Genomic DNA, 15,065 nt, shown 5'->3' with positions numbered 1-15,065 from the left:
GATCAAGCCTAGGGCGTCGAGTAAGATTGATTTTCCTGCACCCGTTTCACCGCTTAATACACTGAAACCCTGATCGAGTTCGAGTTCGAGTGCATCAATAATGGCAAAATGGCGAATGTGTAAATGTAACAACATGTTGATGTTTTCTTAGCGTGATTGTTGCTGGCCCCAATGCAGTTTACTGCGCAGCACAGCGTAATAATTGTAATGTGGTGGATGGATCAAACGTAAACCATGTTCGGATGCATTAATGACCAGACGCATATTGTTTTCAAGGGTGCCCAGATCGAGTCCATCCAGACTCACATCAGCGACCTCGGTGCGTTTGTGTAGCGTGAGTTCGATGCTCGAGCTCGAGGGAACAACGATCGGACGGTCAGACAAGGTATGCGGGCAGATCGGAGTCAATGAGATGACCGGCAGGGCGGGCGACAAGATCGGGCCACCACAAGACAGGGCATACGCGGTTGAACCGGTTGGGGTAGCAATAATGATGCCGTCACCGTAATGGGTATTCAGATGGGCATCATTGACCTGGGTATTAAAATGCATCATGCGGCCGCTGTTGTCATGCTTGAGTACCACATCATTCAGAGCAGTACCCTCACTGACCAGCTTATTCTCTTTGTGCAAGCGCGCATGCAGGATCAAGCGTTGCTCTTCGCTGCCATGACCGGAAAAAATACTCTCAAGGTCCTGTTCCAGGGTGTCGGGAGAGATATCCGCCAAAAACCCCAGGGAACCACGATTTATTCCGACCAGCGGGATATTATAGGGAGCGGCAAATCTTGAGGCATGTAGCATGGTGCCATCACCACCTATCGCAATGACCAGATCGGGCAATGGATCGGTGAATTCTTCGGCATTGAAAGCGATCTGACTAACCCCAATATTCTTTTTTGTGAGCCAGGCTAAAACCCGATCCTGGGTCGAAGCGGCCAATTCTTTGTGTTGATTGGTGATCAGGGCCACATGTTTAAAATCGATTGCTTGGGGTGTCTTGTTCATGCCGCTATTATAGTTACCCCTTAAGGCCTTGTGCGAGCAATCGCTTGACAGTCCGGCACACCATGGTACTTTTTCTGCATTGTGACAAAAGAAATTCAAAAAACTGAACTGAATGAACGCGCCAAACGCCTATTAAAGGCAATGATCGAGCGCTATATTACCGATGGTCAACCGGTAGGGTCACGCACCTTGTCAAAAACCTCGGGTCTTGATCTGAGTCCGGCGACGGTGCGCAATGTGATGGCGGATCTGGAAGAATTGGGATTTATTGTCTCACCGCATACCTCGGCTGGACGCATCCCGACCGATAAAGGCATGCGATTGTTTGTGGATAATCTCATACGCATCCGTGACCCCAAACCAAAGATCATACAAACTCTGTCTTCACAGCTGAATCAGGCCGGCAGCCGCAATGATTTGATCGCTTCGGCTTCCACCGCATTGTCTGGCCTGACCCACATGGCCGGTGTGGTGACTTTGCCCAAACGCGCCAGTCAGGAGATTCATCGCATCGAGTTCATCAAACTTTCGGGTTATAAAGTACTGGCGGTACTGGTGACCACCAATGGTGAAGTTGAGAACCGGGTGTTTGAATTAACCCGCGAATACAATGCCAGTGAGCTGGAACAAGCGGCAGCCGTCTTGAATCAGCAGTTGTCAGGAAAGCGCGTGTCTACTGTGCGCAAAACCATTTTGGCCGATATGCACAAGGCCCGCGAGAGCATGAACGCCATGATGCAGGATGCCATTGACCTCGCGGAACAGCTGTTTACCGAACCGCAACAATCCTCCGGACTGGTTATGGCGGGGCAGGTGAACCTGATGGAGTTTGCCGAGTTATCCAATGTGGACAAATTACGTACCTTGTTCGAGGCCTTTAACCAGCAACGCGACATCTTGCACTTGCTTGATCAATGCCTGGGGGCAGACGGGGTCAGGATCTACATTGGTCAAGAGTCCGGTTACGATATGTTTGACGGTTTAAGCCTGGTGACATCACCCTATGCTGTTGACGATGAGGTCATTGGAGTGCTGGGCGTGATCGGCCCGTCTCGTATGGCTTATTCCAAAGTCATACCGATTGTTGATCTCACCGCAAAATTACTTGGTTCGGCATTGAATTCCACACTTTCACCCTCATAATCGTGGCAAGTCGTAATTACAGAGGTAATTGACTGTTGTTTGAGTCTTTGCAATTAGTGTAATATAAATTTTAATTAAACCTAATAACTCATTGAAAGTAAACAAAAATGACTGAATCAAATAACAGCAATCCTTCATCTGAACCTAAAAAAAGTACCCTGGAGAGTAGTTTGGACGAAATGGAAAAAATAGTGGATGCACTTGGTGCAGAAGCCGAAGATATTGAAGACCTGGTTGAAGCCGCCGAAGAAATGGCCTCCAGCGAGCAGTCGCTTAGTCAAACCCCGCTTGAAATTGCTGAAGCCAAGGCGCAAGAGCACCATGAGAACTTGCTGCGCCTGGCCGCTGAAATGGACAATTTGCGTAAGCGCACAACACGTGAAGTTGAATTGGCGCGAAAGTTCGGGATCGAGCGTTTTGCCAAAGAAATGCTTTTGGTCAAAGACAGCCTAGAGATGAGTGTGCAAGCCGCACAAAGCGAGCAGGCCACAGTAGAGGCGATCAAGGAAGGCGTGGAGATCACCATGAAACAGCTGGATGGTGCCTTGGAAAAGTTTGCGGTTAAGCAGATCGATGCCGATGGGGAACCATTTAACCCGGAAATCCATGAGGCCATGGCCATGCAACCGAGTTCAGACCTCGAGCCGAATACCGTGATGTTTGTGATGCAAAAAGGATACACACTCAATGACCGGGTCCTGCGTCCGGCCAGAGTGATGGTCTCGCGTGAGGCCAGTGAAGAAGATTAAGCCCTTTGTGCAGCTAAAGCCTTGAAATACCAAAGGCAAACCCCATTTAGACAGTAATTCAATTTTTAATCAAATTTAGGCCTGCGAAGGCGAAAAACATCGGAGAAAACTATGAGTAAAATTATCGGTATAGATCTCGGAACCACTAACTCGTGTGTGGCCATCATGGATGGGGATACACCCAAGGTTATCGAGAACTCGGAGGGCGACCGCACAACACCTTCTATCGTAGCTTTCACCAAAGACGGTGAAGTCATTGTAGGTCAACCGGCCAAACGTCAGGCTGTGACCAATCCAACCAATACCCTGTACGCGGTCAAGCGTCTTATCGGGCGTCGTTTTGACGATGACGTGGTACAAAAAGACATTGAAATGGTCCCTTACAACATTGTCAAAGCTGACAACGGCGATGCCTGGGTTGAAGTGGACGGTAAAAAAATGGCGCCGCCGGAAGTTTCCGCGCGTGTGCTGATGAAAATGAAAAAAACCGCCGAAGACTATTTGGGACACCCTGTGACCGAAGCGGTCATTACGGTGCCCGCCTATTTTAATGATTCACAACGTCAAGCCACCAAAGATGCCGGTCGCATTGCCGGTCTTGAAGTGAAACGCATCATTAACGAACCAACGGCTGCAGCCCTTGCCTATGGCATGGATAAAAGCCGTGGTGATAGCAAGATCGCGGTTTATGACCTGGGCGGTGGTACGTTTGATATTTCAATAATCGAGATCGCCGAAATCGATGGCGAGCACCAGTTCGAAGTACTTTCAACCAACGGCGATACATTCCTGGGTGGTGAAGACTTTGACATGCACATCATTAATTATCTCGCAGACCAGTTCAAAAAAGAACAGGGCGTTGACCTGCGTAATGATTCTCTCGCGATGCAACGCTTGAAAGAAGCGGGTGAAAAAGCCAAGATCGAATTGTCATCTACCACGCAAACCGAAGTGAACTTGCCATACATTACCGCGGATGCAAGCGGTCCAAAACATTTAACCATTAAATTGACCCGCGCCAAACTCGAGTCATTGGTGGAAGATCTGGTCAAGCGTACGGTCGAGCCATGCAAAATTGCCTTAAAAGATGCGGGATTATCGGTTAACGAGATCGATGACGTGATCCTGGTCGGTGGGCAAACCCGTATGCCTAAAGTGCAAGAAACAGTTAAGGACTTTTTCGGTAAAGAGCCGCGTAAAGACGTGAACCCGGACGAAGCGGTCGCTGTGGGGGCATCTATCCAGGCGGGTGTTTTGTCGGGTGATGTTAAAGATGTCTTGTTACTGGACGTAACGCCATTGTCACTGGGCATCGAAACCATGGGCGGCGTGATGACCAAACTCATCGACAAGAACACCACGATCCCGACTAAGGCGTCGCAAGTGTTCTCAACCGCCGAGGACAATCAGCCTGCTGTAACCATTCATGTGTTGCAGGGTGAGCGTCAACGTTCGGCCGATAATAAATCACTGGGTCGTTTTGATCTGGCTGATATTCCACCGGCACCGCGTGGCACACCGCAAATTGAAGTGACTTTTGACATCGACGCCAACGGAATCATGCATGTTGGAGCCAAAGATAAAGCCACGAATAAAGAGCAGACTATCATTATTAAAGCTTCGTCTGGTTTGAGCGATGAAGAGATTGCACAAATGGTGTCTGATGCTGAAGCGCATGCCGAGGAAGATAAAAAGTTCAAAGAGCTGGTAGAAACCCGTAACCAGGCAGATGGATTGGTGCACGCCACTGAAAAAGCCATCACGGATATGGGTGACAAGGTTAGTGCTGAAGAGAAAGAAAAGATCGATGCAGCGGTTGCCGAGTTGAAAGAAGCGATTCAAGGCGAAGACAAAGCCGCCATTGATGACAAGCTCAAAGTGCTGAGTGAAGCATCGGCTCCGGTCATGCAGCGCATGTACGCCGATCAGGCCGCGGCAGCTCAGGCCGAGCAGAGCGCTGATGCAGGTGACTCTGCAGAGGATAACGTAATGGATGCTGAATTCACTGATGTCACCGAAAACGCGGATGCCAGTGACAGCGATGCAGCGGCTTAATCGCCACTGTTAAGGATACGCAAAAGGGAACGATCTTGATCGTTCCCTTTTGTAATTGACCAGTCTGAAATAAAGCCAGTCTGATAATAAAGACTTACCGACCAAACTGTAGAAGATCAATAAAATGTCAAAACGTGATTATTACGAGGTTTTGGGCGTTGCAAAAAACGTTTCCAAAGACGACCTGAAAAAATCTTACCGGCGCATGGCGATGAAATATCATCCGGACCGCAATCCGGATAATGCCGACGCGGAAGATAAATTCAAGGAAGTCAAAGAAGCCTACGAGATCTTGTCGGACGACAATATGCGGGCTCGTTATGATCAGTTCGGGCACGCCGGTGTCGATCCCTCCATGGGTGCGGCTGGTGGTGGAGCAGGTGGCCATCCGGGCGATGTGTTCGGTGATGTGTTTGGTGATATTTTTGGAGACATCTTCGGTGGACGTGGTCGTGGTGGCCGATCTCGTGGTGGTGCGCAACGCGGATCCGACCTGCGTTATGAGTTAAACATCGATCTTGAACAAGCCGTGTTCGGAGAAACCATCGAGTTTTCGATTCCAACCTATGTGGGCTGTAATTCCTGTTCGGGCTCGGGTGCCGAGCAAGGATCCAGTGTTGAAACCTGTGGCACCTGTCACGGTCAAGGTCAGGTGCGTGTCAGTCAGGGTTTCTTTTCTTTGCAACAAACCTGTCCGAAATGTAAAGGCCAGGGCAAGATTATTACAAACCCGTGTAAATCCTGTCACGGTCAGGGCCGCGTGCGTGAGTCACGTACCTTGAGCGTCAAAATTCCGGAAGGGGTTGAGGCGGGTGATCGCATTCGCATGAGTGGACAGGGTGAGGCCGGCCAGAACGGCGGACCACACGGTGATCTGTTTGTAGACATTAATATTCGTTCACATAAAATATTTGAACGCGAAGGACGCGATCTTTCTTGTGAAATACCGATCAGTTTTGCCACCGCAACCTTAGGTGGCGAGATCGAAGTGCCGACCTTAAAGGGCAAGGTAAACTTGAAGATCCCACCAGAAACCCAAACGGGAAAGGTCATGCGTCTCAAAGGTAAAGGGGTTACTACTGTGCGTACTTCCGGCGTTGGTGACTTATATTGCCGTGTGGTGGTTGAAACTCCGGTCAAACTCAACAAGGAGCAAAAGACATTACTGGAACAATTTGAGAAATCAATTTCCAATAGCAGCAAAAGCCACAGCCCTCGCTCGAATAATTTTTTCGACGGGGTTAAAAACTTTTTTGATAAGTTAAAAAATTCGGCCTGATAATTCCTGCACTGCTCTCCAGTGTAAATTGTTATACAATAAAGTCATGCAAAAAAGGATTGCCATTTTCGGAGCTGCAGGTCGCATGGGTCAAACACTAATTCGTTTGATCGAAAAGCAGGAAGATCTTCAGCTTGCCGGTGCACTAGACCATGATGGCAGTGGTTTTATCGGAAAGCCGGTTTCCGATCTGATCGAAACCAGTTCCGCCGTACATTTCACCTCAGACCCCATCCAGGCACTCACCTACGCCGATATTGTTATTGATTTCGCTCTGGCCAAAGGCGCTGACGAACGTATCCAGGCTTGCCGTTCAGCTGGTGTGCCAATGTTGATCGGCACCACGGGTTTAAGTGACTCACAGCAACAATCTATTCAAGAAGCCGGTAATGATATACCGATTCTCTGGGCCTCGAATATGAGTCTCGGGGTTAATCTGATCTTCAGGCTGGCATCCGAGGCAGCCAAAGCTCTGGGCTCAGAGTTCAAAATATCCATTCACGAAACCCACCATGTACATAAGCTGGATTCTCCCTCGGGTACCGCACTGAGTATTGGCGATGTCATTGGTAACGCGGTAGGTGCGGTTGATATTGAATACGAGTCCAAGCGCGAGGGTGAGGTGATCGGTGATCACACTGTGGTCTTTGATTCCCCGCATGAACGTATTGCCATCCACCACCATGCGAAAAACCGTTCGGTATTTGCACAAGGTGCGTTGAATCTCGCCTTGCGTTTATCGGAGAAAAGTAAAAACTGTTATAGAGTCCGGGATTTTATTTAACCCAGTCTGGTGCATTGAATTTGTCGGCTGCTAACGAGCTAAGCCATGCCTCGATTTAAATAAGCAGATACTTTTGTCTGATTTCATACTGGCTCTACTTCCTTATACTGATAGTCTGCGCATATCTGGCGCTATACGCTTCTGATAATACGAGCATATGCCTGGCGAAGATTTAGGCATGTACGAGATTATAAGAATATTTGCCTGTGAGCAGTTATCAATATTGAGCTGCTGGGAACAGTTTTAAAGAAAATTAGACCCTTGTAAGCAAGCACGATTATAATTCTCGCTCAGGTAATGCGGGGCGGAGACTATCCGACCCGTTTCTTGTATCTGACGAACCATCCTGAGGTCACACTTTGGAGTTACATGGGGGAACTGTGAACGATCACGCGATTCTAGCACTTGCCGACGGCACAATTTTCACAGGCCGATCTATCGGTGCTTCTGGTGATACCACGGGTGAAGTGGTTTTTAATACCGCCATGACAGGCTATCAGGAAATCCTTTCCGATCCGTCTTATTCCGGCCAGATCGTGACCCTGACCTATCCACACATCGGTAATACCGGAACCAATGCACAAGACATGGAATCCAGTGCGGTACATGCGCGTGGCCTGGTCATACGAGATCTTCCCTTGCTCTCTAGCAGTTGGCGGGCCGACATGCCGCTTGACGCATTCTTGCGCGTCAACAACATTGTGGCGATTGCCGACATTGACACTCGCCGCCTGACTCGAATTCTACGTGAGAAGGGTGCACAGAACGCTTGCATACTCACAGGAATTGACGCCGAGGCAGATGTTGCAATTCAACAAGCGCAAGCATGCCAGTCCATGACCGGGCTGGATCTGGCCAAACAAGTGACAACCGACAAGATCTATAACTGGGATACTTCCGTTTGGAACCTGGAAACAAACGACTTTGCGCAACGCAGTGAAGAACATTTTCATGTGGTGGCGTACGATTTTGGCGTGAAGCACAACATCTTACGCATTCTCGCCAGTTTGGGATGCAGGCTCACGGTGGTTCCTGCACAGACCAGTGCGGAAGACGTGCTGGCCATGAATCCCGATGGTGTGTTCTTGTCGAATGGCCCGGGTGATCCTGAGCCGTGCGATTACGCGATCAAAGCCATTCAAACTTTTATTCAGAAAAAGATCCCGACCTTTGGTATTTGCCTGGGACACCAGTTACTGGCATTGGCCTGTGGTGCGAATACCATCAAAATGAAATTCGGTCATCACGGGGCGAATCACCCAGTGCAGGACCTGGAGACTAAAGTTGTCATGATCAGTAGCCAAAACCACGGATTCGCGGTGGATGAGAACAGTCTGCCGGCCAATGCCAAAGCCACGCATCGCTCCTTATTCGACGGGTCATTACAGGGTATAGAATTAAGCGATGCCCCGGCATTTGGTTTTCAGGGGCACCCAGAGGCCAGTCCTGGGCCAAGGGATGTAGAACCCTTGTTTTTACGCTTTATAGAGCTTATGAAGAAAGATTCATAACTTATTGAATATTAACAGTAAAATTATTATAGAAACTATTCATCATGCCAAAACGTAGTGACCTTAAAAGTATCTTGATCATCGGCGCCGGCCCCATAGTCATCGGCCAGGCTTGTGAGTTCGATTACTCGGGAGCCCAAGCCTGTAAGGCACTTCGCGAAGAGGGTTATAGAGTCATTCTGGTCAATTCAAATCCGGCTACGATCATGACCGACCCGAACATGGCGGATGCAACCTACATTGAGCCAATTAATTGGCGCTCAATCGAGAATGTGATCGCCAAAGAAGAGCCCGACGCATTATTGCCAACCATGGGTGGTCAAACGGCCCTGAACTGTGCCCTGGATCTGGTGCGCGAAGGGGTATTGAAAAAATACGGCGTGGAACTGATCGGTGCCTCGCGTGAAGCCATCGATATGGCCGAAGATCGTGAAAAATTCCGTGACGCCATGTTGGAGATAGGCCTGGACATGCCGTATTCGGATGTTGCACACAGTCTTGAAGAAGCATGGGAAGTGCAAAAGGAGATCGCCAGACGCTCAGGTAATAGTTTCCCGATCATCATACGTCCGTCATTTACGATGGGTGGTAGTGGAGGTGGGATCGCGTACAACAAGGAAGAGTTCGAAACTATTATCAAACGTGGTCTGGATATGTCACCCACCACGGAAGTCTTGCTCGATGAGTCGATCCTCGGCTGGAAAGAATACGAAATGGAAGTGGTGCGTGACCGTAACGATAACTGCATCATTATTTGTTCCATTGAAAACTTCGATCCCATGGGTATTCATACAGGGGATTCGATCACCGTGGCACCCGCACAAACCCTGACCGATAAAGAATACCAGTTAATGCGCGATGCTTCTTTGGCAGTACTGCGTAAAATTGGTGTTGAAACCGGCGGTTCGAATGTGCAGTTTGCTGTCGACCCCAAAGACGGACGCTTGATCATAATTGAAATGAACCCGCGGGTATCGCGCTCCTCGGCCCTGGCTTCTAAAGCAACCGGCTTCCCCATCGCAAAAGTCGCGGCCAAACTTGCGGTGGGTTATACCCTGGATGAATTACAAAATGACATTACCGGTGGTGCAACGCCGGCGTCGTTTGAGCCCAGTATTGATTATGTCGTAACTAAGATCCCGCGTTTTACGTTTGAGAAATTTCCGGGCGCCAACGATCGCTTGACCACGCAAATGAAGTCTGTGGGCGAGGTCATGGCAATTGGACGCAGTTTTCAGGAGTCATTACAAAAAGCCTTACGCGGTCTGGAAACCGGTATCGACGGTCTCGACGAGATCCTGGATTACTCGGAAGATGATCTTGAGCACCGTCACGAGGTTCTGGAATTTGAACTGCGCAAGGCCGGGGCTCATCGTATTCGCTATGTCGCTGACGGGTTCCGCAGTGGACTGACCTTAACCGAGTTATACAAATTAACCAGCATTGATCCCTGGTTCTTAGTGCAAATTGAAGACCTGGTCAATGCAGAGAGATCTATCCAGGATCGCACGCTATCGGCCTTGAGTAGAGACGAATTATTCAACTTAAAACGCAAAGGCTTTTCAGACCGCCGCCTGGCTAAAATACTCTCCACTGACGAGCACGCCGTACGCCGTCGACGTACCGAGCTTGAAGTCCATCCGGTGTATAAGCGAGTCGATACCTGTGCGGCCGAGTTTGCAACCTCAACGGCCTACATGTATTCAAGCTATGAGCAAGAGTGCGAGGCAGAACCGACGGACAAAGATAAAATTATTATTCTGGGCGGTGGGCCCAATCGTATCGGGCAGGGTATCGAGTTTGACTATTGCTGTGTGCACGCGGCTTTGGCATTGCGTGAAGACGGTTATGAAACCATTATGGTGAATTGTAATCCGGAAACGGTTTCCACCGATTACGACACCTCGGACCGCTTGTACTTTGAGCCATTGACACTGGAAGATGTGCTTGAAATTATTCGCATTGAACAACCCAAAGGTGTGATCGTGCAATACGGCGGACAAACCCCGTTAAAACTCGCCAATGCACTTTACGCGGCGGGTGTGCCGATCATTGGAACCTCGCCCGACAGTATTGACGCTGCCGAAGATCGTAAACGTTTCCAGGCGCTTGCCAACAAACTGGAGATCAAACAACCACCAAACGATATTGCCTCAACCCCGGAAGAAGCAGTTGAGCGGGCCAAAGACGTAGGTTATCCGCTGGTGGTGCGCCCGTCCTACGTTTTGGGTGGACGCGGCATGGAGATCGTGTATTCAGAAAAAGATCTGAAAGACTATCTTAAAGGCAATGAAGGGTTTAACGAGAGTGGACCATTGTTGCTGGATCGTTTTCTGGATATGGCAATTGAGGTTGATGTGGACGCCGTTTGTGATGGTCAGGCCGTATTGATCGGCGGGGTTATGGAACACATCGAACAAGCTGGCGTACACTCGGGAGACTCGGCGTGTTCATTGCCGGCGCATTCTTTGTCGCCAAGTATTATTGAGCGTCTGAATCAGATGGTCACCGACTTTGCCCTTGAGCTTAACGTGGTTGGCTTGATGAATACCCAGTTTGCGATCCAAGGTGAAGAAATATACGTTTTGGAAGTGAATCCACGTGCTTCACGCTCGGCGCCTTTTGTTTCCAAGGCCACCGGACAAGCCCTCGCCAAGATCGGGGCTCGCTGTATGGCTGGCATCAGCCTGGCCGAACAGGGTGAGACCGAATCGGTCATACCGCCGTACTATTCGGTCAAAGTGTCTGTTTTCCCGTTCGGTAAATTTCCGGAAGCCGATCCGATCCTGGGTCCGGAAATGAAATCCACCGGTGAAGTGATGGGTGTGGGTGCAACTTTTGCTGAAGGCTATGCCAAGGCACAACTCAGTGGTGGTGCAACGATTCCGACTGAAGGCACGGCATTCATCAGTGTACGTGACCGGGACAAACCTCGTGCGGCGCAACTGGCCGGAAATCTGATCGATAAGGGCTTTAAAATTGTGGCGACTGGTGGTACGGCGGATTACCTGGATGAGCAAGGTCTAGCGTGCAAACGCATTAATAAAGTCCACGAAGGGCAGCCGCACATTGTGGACATGATCAAAAATGACGAGATCGACCTGATCGTGAATACCACGGAAGGTAAAAAGTCGATCCGCGAATCCGAGACTATTCGGCGTGCGGCGGTGGTTGGCAAAGTGACTTACTACACCACCATGACGGCGGGACTTGCGACCTGTGAGGCCATGGCGCATTTGCAAAATTACTCGGTCAATCAACTAAAAGACTTACACAAGCAAGCCATTGCGTAATAAAATAATCGTTTACTCCTAGTAGCCGACTGTCTGGCTTATATAACGAGAGATACCATGGATCTAGTTCCGTTAACTTCACGCGGGGTTGAAAAACTGCGTGAAGAACTAAAATACCTTAAAAGCGTGAAACGCCCCGAGATCGTTGAGGCGATCGCAACGGCGCGTGAACACGGTGACTTGAAAGAAAATGCCGAGTACCATGCTGCGCGTGAACAGCAGAGTTTTAATGAAGGCCGCATTCAACAACTCGAAGGCGAATTGAGCAACTGTCAGATCATTGACGTCACTACTTTACCGAATAATGGCAAAGTGGTATTTGGCACAACTGTGGTTTTATACGATGAGGCAGCCGATGCCGAAGTGACCTATCGCATTGTGGGTGCAATTGAGGCCGATATTAAACAAAACCTGATCTCCATCACCTCGCCCATTGCGCGCGCCCTGATCGGAAAACAGGAAGGTGATGAAGCCGTGGTGGATGCGCCAAGCGGTAAAAAATATTACGAAGTCATTGAAGTTCGCTACGAGTAAAGCATTGGAAGATCCGATAATAGCGCCAGGGCGATACAGACACTACAAGGGTAAGGACTATCAAGTGATCGGAACAGCCACGCATTCCGAGAGCAATGAAATTCTGGTGGTTTACAAACCGCTGTATAACGACAGTGGTCTTTGGGTTCGACCAATCGACATGTTCCGTGAGAATGTTGAGATTCAAGGCGAACAGGTTCCACGTTTCCGGTTAATTAAATAAAACGAGATTAAGATGAGATTTGAAGGTACAGAAAATTACGTTGCAACCGACGAGCTGAAAATTGCGGTGAATGCGTCGATCACATTACAACGCCCCTTATTGGTTAAGGGCGAGCCCGGCACAGGTAAAACCATGTTGGCTGAAGAGATTGCCAGAGGTTTGGGCATGCCGATATTCCAATGGCATATCAAATCCACCACACGTGCCCAACAAGGCTTGTATGAGTACGACGCGGTTTCGCGGTTGCGCGATTCACAACTTGGTGTGGAGGGCGTTGAGAATGTTGCGAACTACATTAAAAAAGGTCCGTTGTGGCAGGCCTTTGAATCGGATGAGCAACCCGTATTGTTGATTGACGAGATCGATAAAGCCGATATCGAATTTCCCAACGATCTTTTGCGTGAGCTGGATCGCATGGAATTCTATGTGTACGAGACCCAGCAAGTCATTACACCCAAACATCGCCCGATCATTATCATCACCAGTAATAATGAAAAAGAATTGCCTGATGCGTTTTTGCGTCGTTGCTTTTTTCATTACATCCGTTTCCCGGATCATGAGGTCATGCAATCGATCGTTGACGTGCATTTTCCGGAGATTAAAAAGAATTTACTCAAAGAAGCCCTGGAAATATTTTTTGAGATCCGTCAGGTACCGGGATTGCATAAAAAGCCTTCCACTTCGGAATTGCTGGATTGGTTGAAATTATTGTTGGCTGAAGATATTCCACTGGAAGTACTGCAAGCCAAAGACAGTAAAAATGCCATTCCGGTTCTGCATGGCGCCTTATTGAAAAATGAACAAGATGTGCATATGTTTGAGCGCTTGGCGTTCATGTCGAGACGACGAGGGTAGTAGATAGGTCATTGCGAGGAGTGAAACGACGCGGCAATCTCAAAAGGTTTGCCGGGTGCTAAATAGAATTCATCAGTAAGGCAACGAGATCGCCATGTCAGCAAAGCTGTCTCGCGATGACGAAGAGGGTAGAACCGAATTCCTGAACTCGATTCAGGATCTAATTAAGACAAATGTTAATCGATTTCTTTTTTACTTTACGCAATGGCGGGTTGCCGGTTTCTGTAACCGAGTATCTCGCCTTGATCGAAGGCCTGGAAAAACATGTTGCGCATGCCAGTATTGATGATTTTTATCATTTGTCGCGTACGGCCATGGTAAAAAAAGAATCCGATTACGATAAATTCGACCGCGCCTTTGGTGCCTATTTTGAAGGCCTAGAGTCGCTTGACGAACTGTTCAATAAATACGAGATTCCGGCTGACTGGCTGGAAAAACGGGCGGAACTGGGCTTAAGCGAAGAAGAAAAAAAACTCATTGAGTCTTTGGGTGGCTGGGAAAAACTCATGGAAGCACTCAAAGAGCGTCTGGAGAATCAGGACAAGCGCCACCAAGGCGGCAACAAAAATATAGGTACCGCAGGCCGTTCGCCTTTCGGAGCGTATGGCTACAATCCCGAGGGCGTGCGTATCGGTCAACAAGAATCGCGCCATCGCCGTGCCGTGAAAGTATGGGACAAGCGCGAATTCCGCGGTCTGGATGACTCGGTCGAAATTGGCACGCGTAACATCAAGGTCGCCCTAAAGCGCTTGCGTAAATTCACCCGTGAAGGTCATCTGGATGAACTGGATCTGGATAACACCATTTCCTCAACCGCAAAAAATGCCGGTTATCTGGATATTAAAATGCGTGCGGAAAAACGTAATCGCATCAATGTGCTGATCCTGTTTGATATTGGCGGATCTATGGACGATCACATCAAGATCTGCGAAGAACTATTCTCGGCGGCTCGTTCAGAGCTAAAGCACATGGAGTTCTATTATTTTCATAACTTTATTTACGAGCGGTTGTGGAAAACCGAATTTCGAAAACGCACCGAATACATCGATACCTTTGAGCTAATGCGCAAGTACGGAAAAGACTATAAACTCATTATTGTTGGCGACGCCACCATGAGTCCGTACGAGATCACCTACCCGGGCGCTTCAGTTGAGCACTACAACCAGGAAGCCGGTGCGGTGTGGTTAAACCGCCTGACCCAACATTTCACGCATTCCATCTGGTTGAACCCGGTGCCGCTTTCACACTGGGGCTACACGCCGTCACTGGAGATAGCCAAAGAGTTAATGGAAGATCGCATGTATCCATTGACGCTGGAAGGTTTGACCAATGGCATGAAACGCTTGATGGTGAAGGGCTAGGCACAAACAACTTCGTATTAACGCAAAACACTGCTTGGCAAGAAACTGCTTAAGCGAAAAATTAATTGCATGCCTTGCACTCAACACAGTTAGAAATTATGCTGATTTTGCCCAGTTGTTAATGTAAACTTTTTGGTACTTTAACTTTATATTGAAAACTGTCACTGTCGTAAACCTCAACTGACATATTAAGGAATTGAATATGAAGAATGAAGACATCGACCCAAAGATCTACGACTTTTACGATGAATATTGTCACGGCGTTATTGA

At 48.7% G+C, this 15,065-nt stretch carries 13 protein-coding genes; 11 read left to right on the top strand and 2 right to left on the bottom strand.

All coding sequences use genetic code 11. The annotated features are described in order from the left end of the window. Positions 1-135, bottom strand: a 135-nt coding sequence (locus tag HKN88_04400) for an AAA family ATPase (GenBank protein NNC97293.1), incomplete at its 3' end; no start/stop codon positions are given. Between the two features lie 12 nt (positions 136-147). Continuing rightward, on the bottom strand, positions 148-1,008 hold the full coding sequence (gene ppnK / locus HKN88_04395) for an NAD(+) kinase (protein ID NNC97292.1): 861 nt from the start codon (positions 1,006-1,008) through the stop codon (positions 148-150). A gap of 81 nt (positions 1,009-1,089) precedes the next feature. Between ppnK and hrcA the strand changes: the two genes are divergently transcribed. The 11 genes from hrcA to HKN88_04340 all read left to right on the top strand — a co-directional run bounded on the left by hrcA (position 1,090) and on the right by HKN88_04340 (position 14,795). Continuing rightward, on the top strand, positions 1,090-2,151 hold the full coding sequence (gene hrcA / locus HKN88_04390; protein NNC97291.1) for a heat-inducible transcription repressor HrcA: 1,062 nt from the start codon (positions 1,090-1,092) through the stop codon (positions 2,149-2,151). A gap of 107 nt (positions 2,152-2,258) precedes the next feature. After that, the gene (gene grpE, locus HKN88_04385; protein NNC97290.1) at positions 2,259-2,900 is read left to right on the top strand and encodes a nucleotide exchange factor GrpE; all 642 of its coding nucleotides are present in this window, start codon (positions 2,259-2,261) and stop codon (positions 2,898-2,900) included. 111 nt (positions 2,901-3,011) lie between these two features. Beyond that, positions 3,012-4,955 (top strand): molecular chaperone DnaK, encoded by a 1,944-nt coding sequence (gene dnaK, locus HKN88_04380; protein ID NNC97289.1) that lies wholly within the window; start codon positions 3,012-3,014, stop codon positions 4,953-4,955. A gap of 124 nt (positions 4,956-5,079) precedes the next feature. Beyond that, on the top strand, positions 5,080-6,234 hold the full coding sequence (gene dnaJ, locus HKN88_04375; GenBank protein NNC97288.1) for a molecular chaperone DnaJ: 1,155 nt from the start codon (positions 5,080-5,082) through the stop codon (positions 6,232-6,234). A gap of 46 nt (positions 6,235-6,280) precedes the next feature. After that, entirely contained in the window at positions 6,281-7,018 is a 738-nt protein-coding gene (gene dapB, locus HKN88_04370; GenBank protein NNC97287.1) for a 4-hydroxy-tetrahydrodipicolinate reductase, read from the top strand. A gap of 380 nt (positions 7,019-7,398) precedes the next feature. After that, positions 7,399-8,529 carry a glutamine-hydrolyzing carbamoyl-phosphate synthase small subunit gene (gene carA, locus HKN88_04365; protein ID NNC97286.1) on the top strand — a complete coding sequence of 377 codons (1,131 nt, stop codon included), beginning with the start codon at positions 7,399-7,401 and terminating at the stop codon, positions 8,527-8,529. A 44-nt stretch (positions 8,530-8,573) separates the two neighbouring features. Further along, positions 8,574-11,822: a carbamoyl-phosphate synthase large subunit gene (carB, locus tag HKN88_04360; protein NNC97285.1), complete on the top strand. Its 3,249-nt coding sequence runs from the start codon at positions 8,574-8,576 to the stop codon at positions 11,820-11,822. A gap of 57 nt (positions 11,823-11,879) precedes the next feature. Next, positions 11,880-12,356 (top strand): transcription elongation factor GreA, encoded by a 477-nt coding sequence (gene greA, locus HKN88_04355; GenBank protein NNC97284.1) that lies wholly within the window; start codon positions 11,880-11,882, stop codon positions 12,354-12,356. Beyond that, on the top strand, positions 12,304-12,579 hold the full coding sequence (locus tag HKN88_04350; GenBank protein NNC97283.1) for a DUF1653 domain-containing protein: 276 nt from the start codon (positions 12,304-12,306) through the stop codon (positions 12,577-12,579). Before greA ends, HKN88_04350 begins: the two co-directional genes overlap by 53 nt. A 12-nt stretch (positions 12,580-12,591) precedes the next feature. Continuing rightward, positions 12,592-13,434, top strand: a complete 843-nt coding sequence (locus HKN88_04345) for a MoxR family ATPase (GenBank protein NNC97282.1) — start codon at positions 12,592-12,594, stop codon at positions 13,432-13,434. 173 nt (positions 13,435-13,607) lie between these two features. Beyond that, positions 13,608-14,795, top strand: a complete 1,188-nt coding sequence (locus HKN88_04340; GenBank protein ID NNC97281.1) for a VWA domain-containing protein — start codon at positions 13,608-13,610, stop codon at positions 14,793-14,795. The last annotated feature ends 270 nt before the right edge of the window (positions 14,796-15,065 follow it).

The sequence above is a fragment of the Gammaproteobacteria bacterium genome (assembly GCA_013001575.1).
GTDB lineage: Bacteria > Pseudomonadota > Gammaproteobacteria > Steroidobacterales > JABDMI01 > JABDMI01.
Note: the sequence above shows the minus strand (reverse complement) of the source record. Positions and strands in the feature narration are given on the sequence as shown.